A 15,501-nucleotide genomic window follows, 5' to 3' on the forward strand; every position below is an offset into this window, starting at 1 on the left:
TAGATCCTAATCTTCCAATGAAGCCGATTCACTATTCCTACCGTCTCTGTTCGATTTAACAGTCACGGGTAAATTATCTTTTTCTGGTTGTTGTTTTAATTTGACTGCTCCATCCTGTTTAAATCGCTTGTCCAACAAAACGGATAGCGCAAACGCAAGACCAAACATTGCAAGCAACACATAAAGCGGATTAAATGTCTCTTGCATGATGAGCCCTATTATGGATATTAATAATCCAGCAAAAGTGCTAGGAATGATCCAATTGCCAAGACTTTTCCGCCGAACAATATAAATTAATACAGGAAAGACAATTAGTGCACCTATAAGTAGAATGATATACTTTACCATTAGTTCTCTCCTAACTCATTACTAATTCAAGTCTCTTTTAAAATTTGAAGAAGGTTGATGTACACTTCAGGCGGACGCTTTCCGCCTGGGAATAGTCAACTTCTTTCTCTTCCTGGCCGTTCCCTCTGGAGTCGCCGCCTTCCGTTAAAATCAACGGAACAAACGAATGATAGATTAAGAAATTTCGTTAATGTTAGGGTCTTCCTTTAAATAAGCAATTATGAAATTGATTCAGTTGATTAAAAAATTCGACTATTATTGTATTTAGTGATTCCTATACTACTATTATCATAGACTCGACATGATTTGTCACGGAAAAATTATACAGACAGGAAAAAAGTCCGTTAAAATAAAAGAAGAAGCTTTTTCGCTTCTTCTCTCTGCTAATTTTCGCATTTAGTATTCTATTATTTAGATCTATTCCCTACCGTAAACCCCAACCTTATTCCTACCAGCCTGCTTGCCTCCAATATAAAGTGCTCGATCCGCATGACGCAGAAGTTCTTTTGCATCCCCCGAATCTTCCGGTACAGAGGCAACGCCGAGGCTGACTGTCATTTGTACATCAATTGGTTCACGTTTTTCCAACAAATCAGGAATGATCCGAAACACGGACAGCTCCACTTCATTTCGAATCCTTTCCGCAAGCTCAATTGTCTGATTTTTGTTGAAATTCGGAAGTGCAAAAACGAATTCTTCACCGCCGAAACGCGCTAGGGTAACCCCTTCAGTTACATAGGATTTAAGCAAATCCGCAAGCGCAATGAGCAGGTCATTCCCACACTGATGACCATATGTATCATTGATAGATTTGAAATGATCGATATCCAACATGATCAAGGACAATGTACTACTTTCCCCAATGTGGAAACGTATCATCTCTTCGTCCAACTTTTCTTCCAGGTAGCGGTAGTTATACAATTTGGTTAATCCGCAACGTTCGCTTTGCTCGATTGTTTTCTCATAATAACGTGCTTTGACTAACGAGATTGCAAAATAACCCGTTAACACATCAATAATTTTCATTTCAAGTGCTTGGAACATATTCTTCTTTTTTGACGTTAAGATCAGAAATCCTTCCGTCTTCATTTGCCGTTTGATTGGAGCAGTCATAATACTTCCCACATCTTTGGAAAACTTGAAGTTTTTAAGTACCATTGCTTCTTTTTTATTGGAGTATATTTTCGGATTATCCATTTCCAATCCATCATCACTTGATTTTTCAGATGTAAATTCAAGTTCATAAACGTTTTTTGAAATGAGGCCGTCTTCAGAACCCATCAGTGTAATTAGCTGTTTTCCTGCTCTTAAGTCAATGACATATGCACTTTCATACGGAACAATATCTTTCAGTTTGCTGATGAACGTCCTGATCACATCTTCGAAACCAAGTTGTTGGGCTAGTTCGTGACCGATGATACTTGCTGAAGAAAGTTTATCATTCAAGTTATCGGATTGATTGTACTTTTTTGCTATAAATAAAACGAGAATAAAAGGGACGCCAATCAGGAGAACAGCTTTATTTCCAAAATGGTCACTTAAAAAGTATAGTCCAATACTAAAAGGGAGTACCAGCATTGTTGAAACAAAATCCCATGCAATATACTTTTCTATAATTGAAAACGTTCCGGTTTCAAAAGCTAAATACACTTGCATAATTATGCTATTCAAAACAGAATAACTCACAGCATATAAAAGCCCCAAGAAACAAATAATCATGAAATCCAGCGAACCAATTATGCCTCCCGCATAATGAAAAATCGTTGCACTTAGTAATGAAACAGGTGTAAAGATCAACGAATTCACGAGAAATCGATAAATAGGAGGTAAATCTGACTTTCTAGTAAATAGTAGTAGAAACATCGCGATTTGTGTAAATAATAATTCCGCAAATACACCGTATTGGAAAAAAACAGTGAATGTAATCCACCGCTCCAATGAAACTGACATTTTATTCAACTTCAAAGGTACCATCATCGTTATTACTAATAGTGCGAATAATATCAACAGATTCAACCAGTTGACTTCATTTGAATTATAAAAATTGCGCGCCAGGAAAAAGCCTAATGGAACAACGATTAACCAAAGAATAAATATTATAGAATATTGCTTTTTTGTTATCGTCATTCTACTTAATCCTCCTCAATCTACTCATTTGACATATTCCGCAACCCGATTACGACCTGCATGCTTCGCTCCCAAATATAGTGCACGGTCAGCATTTCGCAACAGCGTCATTGCGTCGTCTGTATCTACTGGGGCAGAAGAAACACCGATACTGGATGTGATATTCACTTTCATTGGGTTCTTATCTTCGGCTAAGTCCTGGATAATCATAAATCCATAACCACCAATTGCAGTACGTAGATTTTCTGCGAATTCGAGCGCTTCTGCTTTCTTCATGCCAGGTAAAATGAAAACGAATTCCTCTCCCCCGTAGCGTCCTACAGTCCCACCTGTGGGTAGCGAGTCCTCTAGTTTTCTGGCCAACATCGTTAGAATATCATTACCGCTCTGATGTCCATACGTATCATTCACTTTTTTAAAGTGATCGATATCGAGCATAACTACAGAAAGGTCATCGATTTTCTTATCATTTAACCTGTCCATTTCATAGCCTAACCTATCTTCTAAATACTTATAGTTATAAAGTTTGGTGAGCGCACAGCGTTCACTCTTTGAGAGCGCTTCCTGCAAATACCGTACTTTCTCCACTGAAACAGTAAAATAAGAACAGAGTAAGTCGAGAATGTTTAGTTGATATTCATTAAATGAAGATTTTTTCTCTGAAGATAATAGTAATACCGCTTCAATTACCTGATTCCGCGAAATAGGGACACATAGAACACTTTGCATATCATCAGGAACATAGTCTTTCGAAATTGTTTCCCATTCCTTCCGCTGCGAATAGATAACAGCTTTGTTAAGCTGGAGAACCGACCCAGCAATCCCTTGTCCCGAGGATAACAGTGCAAAATCTAGCGTTACAAACTTATTATTTTCGTAGGAACGGATCAGTTCAAGCCAACCTTCTTTATTATCAAAAAGATATACCTGATCCGCATCGAACATGTCTGAAACTTTCCTTACGAACTGGTCAATGACGTCTTTTTCCGTTACTAAGTCCGATAATCCATGACCGATATCTCCCACTTGTTGTAAATTACTGTTGACTTTTTCGGAATTATTGTAAAGACGTATCACGAGCGTTATAAAGAAAAAGGGTACCGCCAGTAAGACGAATGCACCCATTCCGACTAACTGCAATAAATAATATAACGTAAGCGACAATGGAAGTATGACCAGAATTAAAGCGTAATTGAACCATATATCTTTTGAATAGAACGGTGATTTAATTCTTTTGAATGTCGCATATATTTTAAGCAAGATATCGTTAACGATTGTATGTACTAATTGATAGACGAAGACAGCCAAAATAATTGGCCAAAACTCAACAGAACCTATCTTCCCACCAAAGAAGTGAAACACCGAGGACGCAATGATTGATAAAATAAAAAAGAGTACCGAATTAAAATAAAAACGCTGGATCACAGACAATTTACTAGGTAATGTTAGGATAATTGCTATGATTGAAATTTGCATAAGGATTATTTCAACAAAGAGTCCGTACATTAAGAACGCAGGCACCGTCACCCACATAACCAGAAATACAGGGGTGCCATTTCTCAAAATCGGATAATACACCGTGAAAAATCCCAGTACAGTGAACGTTGCTACAATTGACCACTCTACCTGGTTTGGCGGGTAATTCCATAAAATATAGACCAAGCCCGGTGGAACGATAACTAACCAAAGAACGAAATAACGTATGGTGGAACTATTAATAACCTTCATTACAGTACACACCCCTACAGTCAATTAGTTAGAAAAGAAAGAATCAATTGAAATTTCAACATTTTTTCATATTTGTCACTACCGTCCAAGTTGAATGCAATGTCAAATCCAAAAACTAGTTCATTAGGCTTGTTATCAAATAAAGCGATCCTGTGACTATTAGCTTCTCACTGTTTCTCGATAATGGTATTATAGTATCACTACCGCTATTTGTCACCTTTTTAACTTTGTGATGGCAATATTCCATTAACTCTTCACCGGTTGCCGCCTGCGGATGGGGGAAAGTCAGAAATGTGAAAGAGGCCGCCACAGGAATTAGCTCATCAAGCGTCTTCTCGATATCTTTGCCTTTTAGCATTCCGATGACAAAATCTACTTTTTCTCCCGGAAATTCAGAGCGAATCGTATCCGTTAGAACTTTTGCGGCAGCTGGGTTATGCGCACCATCCATGAATACACCAGGAACGACTTCTTGAAATCGGTATGCAAGTTGAGCTGTTGCAACCGCTTTAGCCACCAATTTCTCCGTAAGTGAAATACCCGCAACTAACAGTGATTCAATCGCAACTGCCGCATTGACGCCTTGATGTGCTCCTTTCATCTTCCGCCCAGCCAATTGAAATCTATTGATCCCACTAAATTTATCTTGATCCATCGCAAACTGTTTTCCATAATAGAATGAAAGACTTCCTACCTTTTTCGAGATATCTTGTACTACACTTAGCGCCTCGTCAGGCAAAGGCCCTAGTACAACTGGAACACCTTCTTTAATAATGCCGCCTTTATGGCTTGCTACTTCCGCAAGAGTCGCCCCTAGAAATGCAGTATGATCGAGCGCAATAGATGTAATGACAGAAACACGTGGCGTCACAACATTAGTACTGTCTAGTAAGCCCCCCATCCCCGTTTCTAGCAGAATATAATCAGGTGATAATCGACTAAATGTGACAAATGCAGCGACAGTAAGTAATTCAAAGTCAGTCAAAAGTCCGCTTAATCCCGCTTTTTTCATTGCGCGAAATGATATATCCAGTTCTTCTTCAGAAATCGATTTACCATTCATTCGTATTTGATCATGTAGATCGATAATCGCAGGCGATGAAAACACACCCACCGACAAACCATGTTCCCTTAAAATTGCTTCCATAAAAGCAATCGTCGAACCCTTGCCATTCGTACCCGCTACATGAATGATTTGTAATTGTTTTTCTGGATTGCCCATTTTTGCAAGCGCATCTTGCATCGCCATTAATCCAGGTTTAATAGAATCTTCGCTGTCAATTGCCCATCGATTTTTATATACATTCATCTTTGGAATCAAAACTATCCCTCCGTATGTTAGAATCTAGATAGAAAAAGTATATCATTTCCGGAGGTACATCATGCTAAGTTGTTGGGTAATTTATAATGGTAGTTTGACAAGTGAAAAATTTATAGATCAGGCTGAACTGCTGAAAGAAGCGGCTGAACGCGCGGGTGTAAGTACTGAAATTAAGAAGAATTATGAAGTGATGATGAATTTAGATACAAATCTGGCCAATCGGCCGGATTTTGTTGTTTTTTTGGATAAAGATATTCTGCTCGCAACGTTTCTCAAATACGCCGGGATTCCTGTTTTTAACGATCCGGATGTGATTGAAACGTGTGATAACAAAGCGAAACAATACCTTAAACTATCGAAACAAGGTGTTCCAATGCCAGTGACGATTATTGCACCAAAAGTATATCCAAATTTCACAATCATAGATTCAGGTTACTATGAACAAGTGTTGAAAACGCTTGGCTTACCGATGATTATTAAAGAAGGCCATGGTTCATTTGGCATGAAGGTGTATTTGATTGAAACGGAGGAGCAGTTTTATGACAAGACAGATGAATTGCGTGGCATCGACTATATATTTCAGCAGTTCATCGCAAACAGCAGAGGACGGGATATTCGCGTGAATATTGTTGGCGGTGAGATTGTCGCAGCCATGTACCGCCATTCCGAAACTGATTTCCGGGCGAATATTACAAACGGTGGTGTTGCAACAGTCATCGAACTTACAGACCAACAAAAAGCGTTAGCGTTACAAGCTGCCCACGCAGTCGGAGCGGAGTTTGCAGGTGTCGACTTATTGTTCGGTGACAACGAAGAGCCGCTTGTCTGTGAAGTGAATGCAGCCGCCCACATACGTAATATCTACAACGTCACGGGCATTAATGTTGCAGATGCGATGATTGCGTACATATTGAGGAAACTTGCATGAAGGGCTATGTGTATTACACAGAGGCCGAATCGGTTAGGAACCATGCGTTCATTGATGATTTAATGAATGAGTCGAAAAAAATCGGAATCGAACTGCTCTTACTAATCGGAGATGAACAACCTGATACCGATGCAAAATTCATCCTTTTTCGAGATCGTAATACCGAGCTGGCCACAAAGTTCGAAGCAGCAGGTTTCCGGTTGTTCAACCGCGCAGCAGTGAACCGAATTGCGAACGATAAATTACAGACATTTGAACTAGCTACTCTGCTCGGAATACCTTCAGTCCCAACATTAAGGATTCGTTCCATTGATGAAATCGAGAAGTATCCATGTGTGTTGAAAACCGTTGATGGACATGGAGGTAATGAAGTATTTCTATGTACGTCAGAAGCTGATGCTGAATCGTTTTTCCTTCAGTTCCCTAACCGTAAATTAATTGTACAACCATTCATCGAATCTGGAGCGCGAGATGTACGGGTATTTATGATTGGCAAAGAAGTGGTCGGTGCTGTAAAACGAACTGGAAACGAATCATTTAAATCGAATTATACGCTTGGTGGCTCTGTCGAAAAATACACACTTTCTAGTTGGCAGGAAAAAGACGCTACAACAATTGCAAATGCGATAAAAAGTGATTATGTGGGGATAGATTTTTTGTTGTTGCCAGATGGTAGATGGATGTTGAATGAGATTGAGGATCCTGTTGGGGCGAGGTCGTTGTATGTGACGCATGATTTTTCGGTTGCTGGGAAGTTGACGAGGTATATCAATGATATAGTTTTTGATTAAAAGCTTAAAAAGATCAGCCAGGAATCGTGATTCCTGTGCTGAACTTTTTTTATAAATTCCGTTATAAGTTATTACGACGGGCTCTGCATCCCACTTTACAAAACAAGCATTAAATCAAACTGTACAATTGAATTTTATTTTCTTCTCAGAAAACGGAATAAGTTTTTTGTTTGTTTTTTTACAAGTACTTAAGATTAATTGTAAATGGGATGCAACTCATTTTCCAACTTCCATTGATAAACGTTTTGCGTAGAGTCTCCTGGTTCATATGGGTTCTGAAAATCATTTGGCTTATCACAATCTTTAAATGACGGAATTGCCTTATACTTATTTGTTTTTACGGGAGGATTTCCGACAAATGTATTTCCCGCAACATAAATTCCCGAGTTACCATTTTGCAAGGTGGGTTCTTTTTCAAAATAAGCATTTCCATATACAAAAATTATACTTTTATTCCCTAAATAACTAGTTCCAAGTATGGTCAAGTCCCCTTTAACTGTCATGCAGGAATGGTTTTGGGAATCAAAATTCCCGCCAATATAGAAATTCTTTGCAACTGTAAGCTTGTATCCATTACCGCCATCAACTCTAAATGTGATTTGATTATTAGGTGCCTTAGTAATAACTAGAGTCCCATATGACTGTGTTTCCTTTTTTGTAACAACAGGACCATTTACCTCTACATACGACGGCGTATCTTCCGGAAGTTCCGATTTTGGATTATAACCGCCCGGTCGCTCAGGTTTTTGAAACTGATTATTCTCTTCCTTAGAGATGATGGGTGGAGTAATAATAGCTGTCCCAATTACCTCCTTTATTGTTTCTTTAGAAGTGCCTTTACTATAAACTTCTAATAGTAACTTTCCATCTTCTCCAATTTCGCAATCTATCACTTCGTTAGTTATATATCCCCGGCTATTTTCCGATATAGATGGAGGAGCGATTGTCTTTAAATTACGACAAAGTTCAGTCTGATTTTTTTCCAAGGTCTCTATTTCAGTTTCACCTACACTTTTCACAAAAGGACTGCTCTTTAATTCTTCATTTATTTCTGCGGCATAGTGTATAAGACCCATCTCCGCTTGATGCCTAGCCTGAACCTGTTCTCCTTTTTTACTAAACTGTTTTGTAGCAGAGATATTCATAATAAGCAAACTCATCCCAAGGACGGTGAAAACGACTATAAGCATTAAAACCATTGCTAGTGCGCCGCCATGTTCATTGTTTCTAACTCTCATCCTCATCACCCCTTAGTGTAGTTTGCTAAACTTTGTTTCAACTATATAATCCAGTTCTTTCTTTGAAACTTTTAAATGAAACTTACTGGTGGCTTCAGAATCAATAATAAGTGAATCTCCCCATTTATCTTCTTCCTTACATTCATCTTCATTTACCTCTTCACATTCATAATAAAATTCATATTTATATCCTTCAGAAATAGTCGTATCACTTACCTTTAAATTCCCATTAAGATTATCAGCGATAATTGTAAATGAACCAGATCCTTGCTTTAAATATTCTTTCCTTACGACTTCAGTTATATTATTCGCTTCCTGTTGAAGCTGTTGTATGGCCGTGGTACGATTAGAAGCTTTTATACCATTTATTAAAACGGATCCAATCAGTGCCATGATGATACCGGCAATGGCAAGAACAGCGAGTAGTTCAACGAGAGTCAGGCCACGTTCGTTTTTCATTAGCTCCCCCCACCAAAATACATTTCAGTTGTGAATGTTGAATTCTTAATTCCTTTTTCAAAGGAGGATGTAACTCTAATTTCAGCTTTTTTCAAAGGTAACTCATTTGGTCCATCAATTATTTCAATTTCAACGTTATATCCATCATAATTGCTATTTGAAATTATGCCTTTTTTCTTATCACCTTCGCTGTCATTTTTACATTTCCATTTTTCATCAACTCTCAAACCTTTCAAATCCTTATCACATTCCCAATTTCCGATTATATTCCAATCCCTTACTGTCGCAACAACATCCTCAGCCACCTCAACAGCGGTTAACTTTTCTTTATTGTATTGTGTGAACTTTGCAGATTGAGTAAAGAAACTAAAAAAAGCTAAAAGTACAATAGATAAAAGAACGAGCGCCGCTAGTAATTCAACCAATGTCATTCCACTTTCACTTTGAAATTGCTTTTTCACAGACACTCACCCCCATTTATTATTAGTTAATCTGTTAGTTCATACTTGCATAAAACGAACTCTACTAATCCCTTAAACCTATATGATTAGAAAAATACAACTATACTACTCTCTCATATACATCTATTTTACCACATTCTGTTATTAGCAACCAAAGTTAACCTCACAAAAAACGAGGCTGGGACATAACTAGCCGATAAAAGTGCAAAAAGGGAACGGTCATCATTTTTTGATGACCGTTCCCTTTTTTAAATTAGCTTTTTTATCGTTTTAGATCCTTGATCGTTCAATTGTTAGAGTTGGCGATGTATTTTCTCAAGTTTACTGCCATAAACGCGAAGCCCATTTCATTTTTCACCTTCTCATTTCCCCTCACGGAGAAACGTGTGAAATGCAAATTAGCCTTCAGGAATCCAAAAACTGGCTCTACGTCAATTTTACGTCTCCCGTAGATTTCTCCAGTTTTTTCGTTTGAAAGCTTTTTTCTAATGTATTCTTTTTGTGATTCCCACTTTTCGTTACGGTACAGTTTTCGGTTGTTCTCTTCCTTCGCTTTTGTACAAAGGGAGCGCAGAGGACAGGCCGAACAGTCTTCACATTCATACACTTTAAATGTACGAACAAACCCTTATCTATCAGTTCTTTTAGCTGGATGGATGAATACAAGACTTTGTCCATTTGGACAAGTAAAAGTGTCGTTTTCCTCGTCATATGCCCAATTGGCCGTATTAAAAGGGTCGTTTTTAAACTTCTTTTTCTTCTCTTTCCGGTATTGGTTATAAGTAATCAACGGAATACGTTTTCGGTTTTTGAGGATGTCGTCATAATTCTGTTCGCTCCCGTAACCAGCATCCGCAACAATATGATCTGGCAGTTCGAAAAAGTCCTTTTCTATCGTATCCAGAAAGGGGATGAAAGTGCGTGTATCTGTTGGGTTTGGGAAGATATCAAAAGCAAGCGCATACTGACCTTCGGTCGCAACCTGTACATTATATCCAGCCTTCAATTGGCCATTTTGCATATAGTCATCTTTCATTCGCATGAATGTCGCGTCATGATCTGTCTTAGAATAGCTATTCCGTTGACCAAAGGTTTCCATATCGTTTTGATATTTTTGTTTGCGCGCTAAAAAATCAGCAAATTTTTTACGGTATTGTTTAGGGTCCTTTCGCATCGAACGTAATCGTTTGCGCTCCTCCGTATCTTCACTGTTTTCGATTTTTTGAGTATAGGTCTGAATCGTTTCATCAAGTTTCCCCACTACATGCGCAAGCTCCGTAGTAGAAAGTTCGTCAGAACTTTCGCGATTGATATGAGGGATGATCTCTTTTTCCAAGAGTTCCTCGTACATTTGACTGGATTTTTCTACAAGGCTAGCACTGTACTTTTCGATAGACTTGCGCCAGACGAAAGTAAACTTATTGGCGTTAGCTTCAATTTTAGTGCCGTCAATAAAAATTGCTTCTGAATCAATCTGATTGTTTTGAACGAGTTGGCAGCGGAACTGCACAAAACACTGTCGAAGCAGTTCTTTCACTTCGGGATGAACACGGAAACGATTGAGAGTACGGTAGCTTGGTTCATAGCCTTGAGCAAGCCACATCATTCGGATACTATCCTTCAGCAATCCCTCCATTTTCCTTCCGGAAAAAACAGATTGCGTGTAGGCGCACAGAATTACTTTCATCATCATTCGTGGATGATAGGCGGGACAGCCTGTTTCCCGGAGAAAGCTGACAAATGCCTCTTCTGGAATCGATTCGACTAAGTCATTTACCGCATAGGCAATATCATTTTTCTGCAGGGTAATCTCTAAATCCAACGGTAAAACAACTTGATTCATGGTATAATTTTTGAACATAAGGATACCTCCGATAATTGGTTTGTGGTGAATCTAATTTTATCAGAAGGTGTCCTTATTTTCATTTCCAAAACAACAAAAGAACGATACCCGACATTATTTTGTCAGGTAACGTTCTTTTCTATTTCACCGTGTTTTGTCCCAGCCTCGTTTCACGTTTATCAGATTTCCTTCAATTCCTGCATACGACGTTCAACTGCCGCGTACTTTTCTAGATAGTCACTTTCCTTAGCTCTCTCTTCTTCCACAACCGCTTCAGGCGCTTTGGACATGAAACGTTCGTTGGAGAGTTTGCCTTGGACGCGTTTTACTTCGCTTTGCCATTTCGCAAGCTCTTTTGTTAGACGCGCAAGTTCTTCGTCGATGTTGAGCAACCCTTCAAGTGGCAAGAACATTTCTGCTCCTGTTACTACCGCTGACATCGATTTACCTGGCGCTGTGATGCCGTTTCCGATTGTCAATGTCTCAGGGTTACAGAAGCGTTCGATGTAGCTACGGTTTGCTTCTAACACGGCTACAGTTGCATCGTCTTTAGCTGAAATATAGAGTGGAACCTTTTTGCTGAGTGGCGTGTTTACTTCTGCACGGATATTACGTACAGCACGGATAATGTCCATCAACAGTTTCATATCCGTTGCACGCACTTTATCAGTTAGAGCTTCATCCGCAACCGGCCATGCGGCGATTGTAATTGATTCACCTTCATGGGGTAGGTTCTGCCAAATTTCTTCTGTGATGAAAGGCATGAACGGATGTAACAAACGCATCGTGTTATCGAGCACATAAGCAAGAATCGAGCGCGTCATTTTCTTCGCTGCTTCGTTTTCACCGTATAATGGCAGTTTCGCCATTTCGATGTACCAGTCACAGAAATCATCCCAGATGAAGTTATAGAGTGCGCGGCCGACTTCACCGAACTCATAGCGGTCTGCTAACTTCGTCACTTGGTCGATTGTTTCATTCAACCGTGTCAAGATCCATGCGTCCGCTACAGATTTTTCACCCGTTATATCAATTTCATCGTATGTCATGCCATCCATATTCATGAGTGCGAATCGGGATGCATTCCAGATTTTATTGGCAAAGTTCCAGACGGATTCAACTTTTTCAGTTGAGTAGCGTAGATCCTGACCTGGTGATGAACCTGTCGATAAGAAGTAGCGCAATGCATCCGCACCGTATTTATCGATAACATCCATTGGGTCAACGCCATTGCCAAGCGATTTAGACATTTTACGACCATCTTCAGCGCGAACGAGCCCGTGAATTAAGACATCTTTAAATGGACGCTGTTCTGTAAACTCGATTCCTTGGAAAATCATCCGTGATACCCAGAAGAAAATGATGTCGTAGCCTGTTACGAGTGCATCTGTTGGGTAATAACGTTTAAATTCTTCGTTGTCGAGATCCGGCCAACCCATTGTTGAGAACGGCCAAAGCGCAGATGAGAACCATGTATCGAGTACATCATTGTCCTGGCTCCAATTTTCACTGTCAGCGGGCGCTTCCTGACCGACATATATTTCGCCAGTGTCATTGTGGTACCAAGCTGGAATGCGGTGACCCCACCATAATTGACGGGAAATACACCAGTCATGGACATTTTCCATCCATGTTAAATACGTTTTTTCGAAACGGTCCGGTACAAAGTTTACTTTGCCTTCCGTATCTTGTAGCTTGATGGCTTCATCAGAAAGTGGCTGCATTTTAACGAACCATTGTGTCGATAAATACGGTTCAACGACTGCACCACTACGCTCGGAATGACCGACAGAATGATTATGTTCTTCAATGTTAAATAGAACACCCATCTCCTGCAAGTCTTTGACGATTTCTTTACGACATTCGAAGCGATCCATTCCTTCATATTTGCCGGCAAGCTTATTCATCGAACCATCTTCATGCATCACAAGAACACGTGGGAGATTGTGTCGGTTACCGATTTCAAAGTCATTCGGGTCATGTGCAGGTGTAATTTTAACCGCGCCACTTCCGAATTCCATATCCACGTAATCATCTGCAATAATTGGAATTTCGCGACCGACAATCGGCAGTTTAACCGTTTTACCGATTAAATGTTTATAACGCTCATCTTCAGGATGAACTGCAACCGCAGTATCTCCAAGCATTGTTTCAGGTCGAGTTGTTGCAATTTCTATACTGCCCGTTCCGTCTGCCAATGGGTAACGCATATGATAGAAAGCACCCTGAATGTCTTTGTGGATGACTTCGATATCAGATATAGCCGTTTTCGTAGCGGGATCCCAGTTTATAATATATTCACCGCGGTAAATTAACCCTTTGTTGTAGAGTTTAACGAAAACTTCCTGTACCGCTTTCGAAAGTCCTTCATCCAATGTAAATCGTTCACGTGTATAATCAAGCCCCAAACCAAGTTTCGCCCATTGTTCACGGATATGTCCTGCATATTCGTCTTTCCATTTCCATGTTTCTTCAAGAAATTTCTCACGCCCTAAATCATAGCGTGTCGTTCCCTCTTCACGAAGTTTTGCTTCAACGCGTGCTTGTGTTGCAATTCCAGCATGGTCCATTCCCGGAAGCCATAGAGCATCATAACCTTGCATCCGCTTCATGCGTGTCAATATGTCTTGTAGCGTTGTATCCCATGCGTGGCCAAGGTGTAGTTTACCTGTAACATTCGGCGGTGGAATAACGATTGTGTAAGGTTTTTTATCGCTCTTAGGTTGTGCTTCAAAATATTTACCTTTCAGCCACCAGTCATGGCGACCTGCTTCAATGGTCTTCGGATCGTATTTCGTCGGCATCGACGTGTTTTCATTTGTCATGTTGGTTCCTCCTTATTTTAAAAAAGAAAAGTAGTTGGTGCATAAAACTGGACACAAAAAAACTCCTATCGCCTTAAAGGACGAAGGAGCTGTTCGCGGTACCACCTTTATTCGTGCACACAAAAGTACAGTGCACCTCAAACTTCGATAACGGCTTCAAACCGGCTTCCGCTACTGTTAGGTGTTTTCATGCTGAAAACCTAATGTTGCTGATTTTCATGCTAAAAACAGCCAATTCACGGAAACTGCTCACGGGTTACATTCAGCAAATAATCGACAGGCCCTTTCACCACCGGAACCCTCTCTTTAGTCCAATCAATTCACGTACTATCCCAATCATCGCATCTCTATACAATTACCATAATTGTAACGGAACTGCTTATGAAACGTCAAGTAAATTACGAAAGGATTGTGTTATGCGAAGGTCATATAACCCTTATCTTCTACCGCCTTGGCTTCGGAAAACCCGGTTTTACTGCAAAGGAATTATTATCCCAATTTGTGTTTTTCAATTGATACGATTATTACTCGTTCCAACAACCGGTGATTTTCTACTGTTGTGTCTACTCTGTGGATTAGCTTTCGCTCTTTACAAAAACATCATTTGAACGGAATACAGTTGTCGATACCCCATCTGTTAGCTCCATAATGAATGAGAGCACTTCGTCCGCCTCTGTGAATGAAGTGCTTTCTATTGTTGCGATTGGAGTCGCCACTACTACATTTACTTCCACTTCAGGCTCCTCCACTTGCGCGACTGCTTTTGTGTACGAACACTCCACATGCCAGACAATACCGTAAGTACCTTGTCCGTCAGATTTCCCCGTCGCTTGGGTCGTTACTACGTTCAACGTGCTCTCTGTTTCGGGAGGTAGATCAATATTGAGTGGGACTGCGTATTCAAAGTAACCCTCTTTGCCATCCAACTCAACATCATCAATGAGAATATACGAATCATCGAGTTCTGCTGAACGCAGGACCCCATCATCAAATTCAACATTCGCCGCAATGTGGTAAATGCCTGTCAATCGGACTGCATCTTCCGTTCTTTCTTCGGTATATCTTGGAGTTACCGTGACTGATTGACCCCCTGTAGGTATGCCCGCATGTTCAGGGAAGTAAAAGTCTTCCTGCATTGGCCACTGTTTTATCTCCATATACGTTCCCTCCTTCTATTCCTTCACAAACAATTGTATGCGCGACAGCGTCTTGATAGAAGAATAAATTGAGTGAACGAAAAATCCCCTGACCATTTAACAAGTCAGGGGATTTGTATTTAATTTATAAAAAACTGGAAAGAAGGGCTTGAAAACCACCATTTTTACCGGACTATTTTCGGCCCGCTTTCGGCGAATTAATCACGATACTTTTACCGAGGGGCATGTAGAGGATGCGACAAAGTCGCATCCCCTACTTACTTAGACCTCTCGAT

12 protein-coding genes, 1 pseudogene and 1 other annotated feature are annotated in these 15,501 nt (G+C 40.0%); of the genes and pseudogenes, 3 read left to right on the top strand and 10 right to left on the bottom strand.

Going from position 1 to position 15,501, the window contains the following annotated elements:
• Nucleotides 1–6: 6 nt before the first annotated feature.
• From AC25Y6_RS12950 to AC25Y6_RS12965, 4 genes are all read right to left on the bottom strand, one after another.
• Nucleotides 7–348 carry a hypothetical protein gene (locus AC25Y6_RS12950; RefSeq protein ID WP_488143316.1) on the bottom strand — a complete coding sequence of 114 codons (342 nt, stop codon included), beginning with the start codon at nucleotides 346–348 and terminating at the stop codon, nucleotides 7–9.
• 417 nt (nucleotides 349–765) lie between these two features.
• Complete coding sequence (locus AC25Y6_RS12955) at nucleotides 766–2,475, bottom strand: sensor domain-containing diguanylate cyclase (protein ID WP_488143317.1); 1,710 nt, start codon at nucleotides 2,473–2,475, stop codon at nucleotides 766–768.
• 24 nt (nucleotides 2,476–2,499) lie between these two features.
• Entirely contained in the window at nucleotides 2,500–4,203 is a 1,704-nt protein-coding gene (locus tag AC25Y6_RS12960; protein WP_488143318.1) for a sensor domain-containing diguanylate cyclase, read from the bottom strand.
• Nucleotides 4,204–4,318: 115 nt separating this feature from the next.
• Entirely contained in the window at nucleotides 4,319–5,524 is a 1,206-nt protein-coding gene (locus AC25Y6_RS12965) for a bifunctional folylpolyglutamate synthase/dihydrofolate synthase (protein ID WP_488143319.1), read from the bottom strand.
• A gap of 61 nt (nucleotides 5,525–5,585) precedes the next feature.
• On the opposite strand from AC25Y6_RS12965, the gene AC25Y6_RS12970 reads away from it, so the two are divergent.
• Both AC25Y6_RS12970 and AC25Y6_RS12975 read left to right on the top strand, forming a co-directional pair.
• On the top strand, nucleotides 5,586–6,452 hold the full coding sequence (locus AC25Y6_RS12970) for an ATP-grasp domain-containing protein (protein ID WP_482105345.1): 867 nt from the start codon (nucleotides 5,586–5,588) through the stop codon (nucleotides 6,450–6,452).
• Nucleotides 6,449–7,243, top strand: a complete 795-nt coding sequence (locus AC25Y6_RS12975) for an ATP-grasp domain-containing protein (RefSeq protein ID WP_488143320.1) — start codon at nucleotides 6,449–6,451, stop codon at nucleotides 7,241–7,243. Before AC25Y6_RS12970 ends, AC25Y6_RS12975 begins: the two co-directional genes overlap by 4 nt.
• 194 nt (nucleotides 7,244–7,437) lie before the next feature.
• Here AC25Y6_RS12975 and AC25Y6_RS12980 read toward each other — a convergent pair whose 3' ends face one another.
• From AC25Y6_RS12980 to AC25Y6_RS13000, 5 genes and pseudogenes are all read right to left on the bottom strand, one after another.
• Nucleotides 7,438–8,481: a hypothetical protein gene (locus AC25Y6_RS12980; RefSeq protein WP_488143321.1), complete on the bottom strand. Its 1,044-nt coding sequence runs from the start codon at nucleotides 8,479–8,481 to the stop codon at nucleotides 7,438–7,440.
• Nucleotides 8,482–8,493: 12 nt separating this feature from the next.
• Nucleotides 8,494–8,940, bottom strand: coding sequence for a PilW family protein (locus tag AC25Y6_RS12985; RefSeq protein ID WP_488143322.1), 447 nt, complete (start codon nucleotides 8,938–8,940; stop codon nucleotides 8,494–8,496).
• The gene (locus tag AC25Y6_RS12990; RefSeq protein ID WP_488143323.1) at nucleotides 8,940–9,401 is read right to left on the bottom strand and encodes a prepilin-type N-terminal cleavage/methylation domain-containing protein; all 462 of its coding nucleotides are present in this window, start codon (nucleotides 9,399–9,401) and stop codon (nucleotides 8,940–8,942) included. The genes AC25Y6_RS12985 and AC25Y6_RS12990 overlap by 1 nt, the downstream gene beginning before the upstream one ends.
• A 286-nt stretch (nucleotides 9,402–9,687) precedes the next feature.
• Nucleotides 9,688–11,262: pseudogene (locus tag AC25Y6_RS12995) on the bottom strand (IS1182 family transposase).
• Between the two features lie 161 nt (nucleotides 11,263–11,423).
• Nucleotides 11,424–14,069, bottom strand: coding sequence for a valine--tRNA ligase (locus AC25Y6_RS13000; protein ID WP_488143324.1), 2,646 nt, complete (start codon nucleotides 14,067–14,069; stop codon nucleotides 11,424–11,426).
• 73 nt (nucleotides 14,070–14,142) lie between these two features.
• Nucleotides 14,143–14,418 (bottom strand) — a binding site (T-box leader).
• 67 nt (nucleotides 14,419–14,485) lie between these two features.
• On the opposite strand from AC25Y6_RS13000, the gene AC25Y6_RS13005 reads away from it, so the two are divergent.
• On the top strand, nucleotides 14,486–14,677 hold the full coding sequence (locus AC25Y6_RS13005; RefSeq protein WP_488143325.1) for a hypothetical protein: 192 nt from the start codon (nucleotides 14,486–14,488) through the stop codon (nucleotides 14,675–14,677).
• Here AC25Y6_RS13005 and AC25Y6_RS13010 read toward each other — a convergent pair.
• Nucleotides 14,645–15,226 carry a hypothetical protein gene (locus AC25Y6_RS13010; RefSeq protein WP_482105351.1) on the bottom strand — a complete coding sequence of 194 codons (582 nt, stop codon included), beginning with the start codon at nucleotides 15,224–15,226 and terminating at the stop codon, nucleotides 14,645–14,647. The genes AC25Y6_RS13005 and AC25Y6_RS13010 overlap by 33 nt on opposite strands.
• Between the last annotated feature and the right edge of the window lie 275 nt (nucleotides 15,227–15,501).

The organism is Sporosarcina sp. Y1004 (assembly GCF_057669665.1).

Excerpts from the sequence above, each read along its gene's own strand:
- AC25Y6_RS12950 (WP_488143316.1), bottom strand. The coding sequence starts at position 348 with ATGGTAAAGTATATCATTCTACTTATAGGTGCACTAATTGTCTTTCCT.
- AC25Y6_RS12955 (WP_488143317.1), bottom strand. The coding sequence starts at position 2,475 with ATGACGATAACAAAAAAGCAATATTCTATAATATTTATTCTTTGGTTA.
- AC25Y6_RS12960 (WP_488143318.1), bottom strand. The coding sequence starts at position 4,203 with ATGAAGGTTATTAATAGTTCCACCATACGTTATTTCGTTCTTTGGTTA.
- AC25Y6_RS12970 (WP_482105345.1), top strand. The coding sequence starts at position 5,586 with ATGCTAAGTTGTTGGGTAATTTATAATGGTAGTTTGACAAGTGAAAAA.
- AC25Y6_RS12975 (WP_488143320.1), top strand. The coding sequence starts at position 6,449 with ATGAAGGGCTATGTGTATTACACAGAGGCCGAATCGGTTAGGAACCAT.
- AC25Y6_RS12980 (WP_488143321.1), bottom strand. The coding sequence starts at position 8,481 with ATGAGAGTTAGAAACAATGAACATGGCGGCGCACTAGCAATGGTTTTA.
- AC25Y6_RS12985 (WP_488143322.1), bottom strand. The coding sequence starts at position 8,940 with ATGAAAAACGAACGTGGCCTGACTCTCGTTGAACTACTCGCTGTTCTT.
- AC25Y6_RS13000 (WP_488143324.1), bottom strand. The coding sequence starts at position 14,069 with ATGACAAATGAAAACACGTCGATGCCGACGAAATACGATCCGAAGACC.
- AC25Y6_RS13005 (WP_488143325.1), top strand. The coding sequence starts at position 14,486 with ATGCGAAGGTCATATAACCCTTATCTTCTACCGCCTTGGCTTCGGAAA.
- AC25Y6_RS13010 (WP_482105351.1), bottom strand. The coding sequence starts at position 15,226 with ATGGAGATAAAACAGTGGCCAATGCAGGAAGACTTTTACTTCCCTGAA.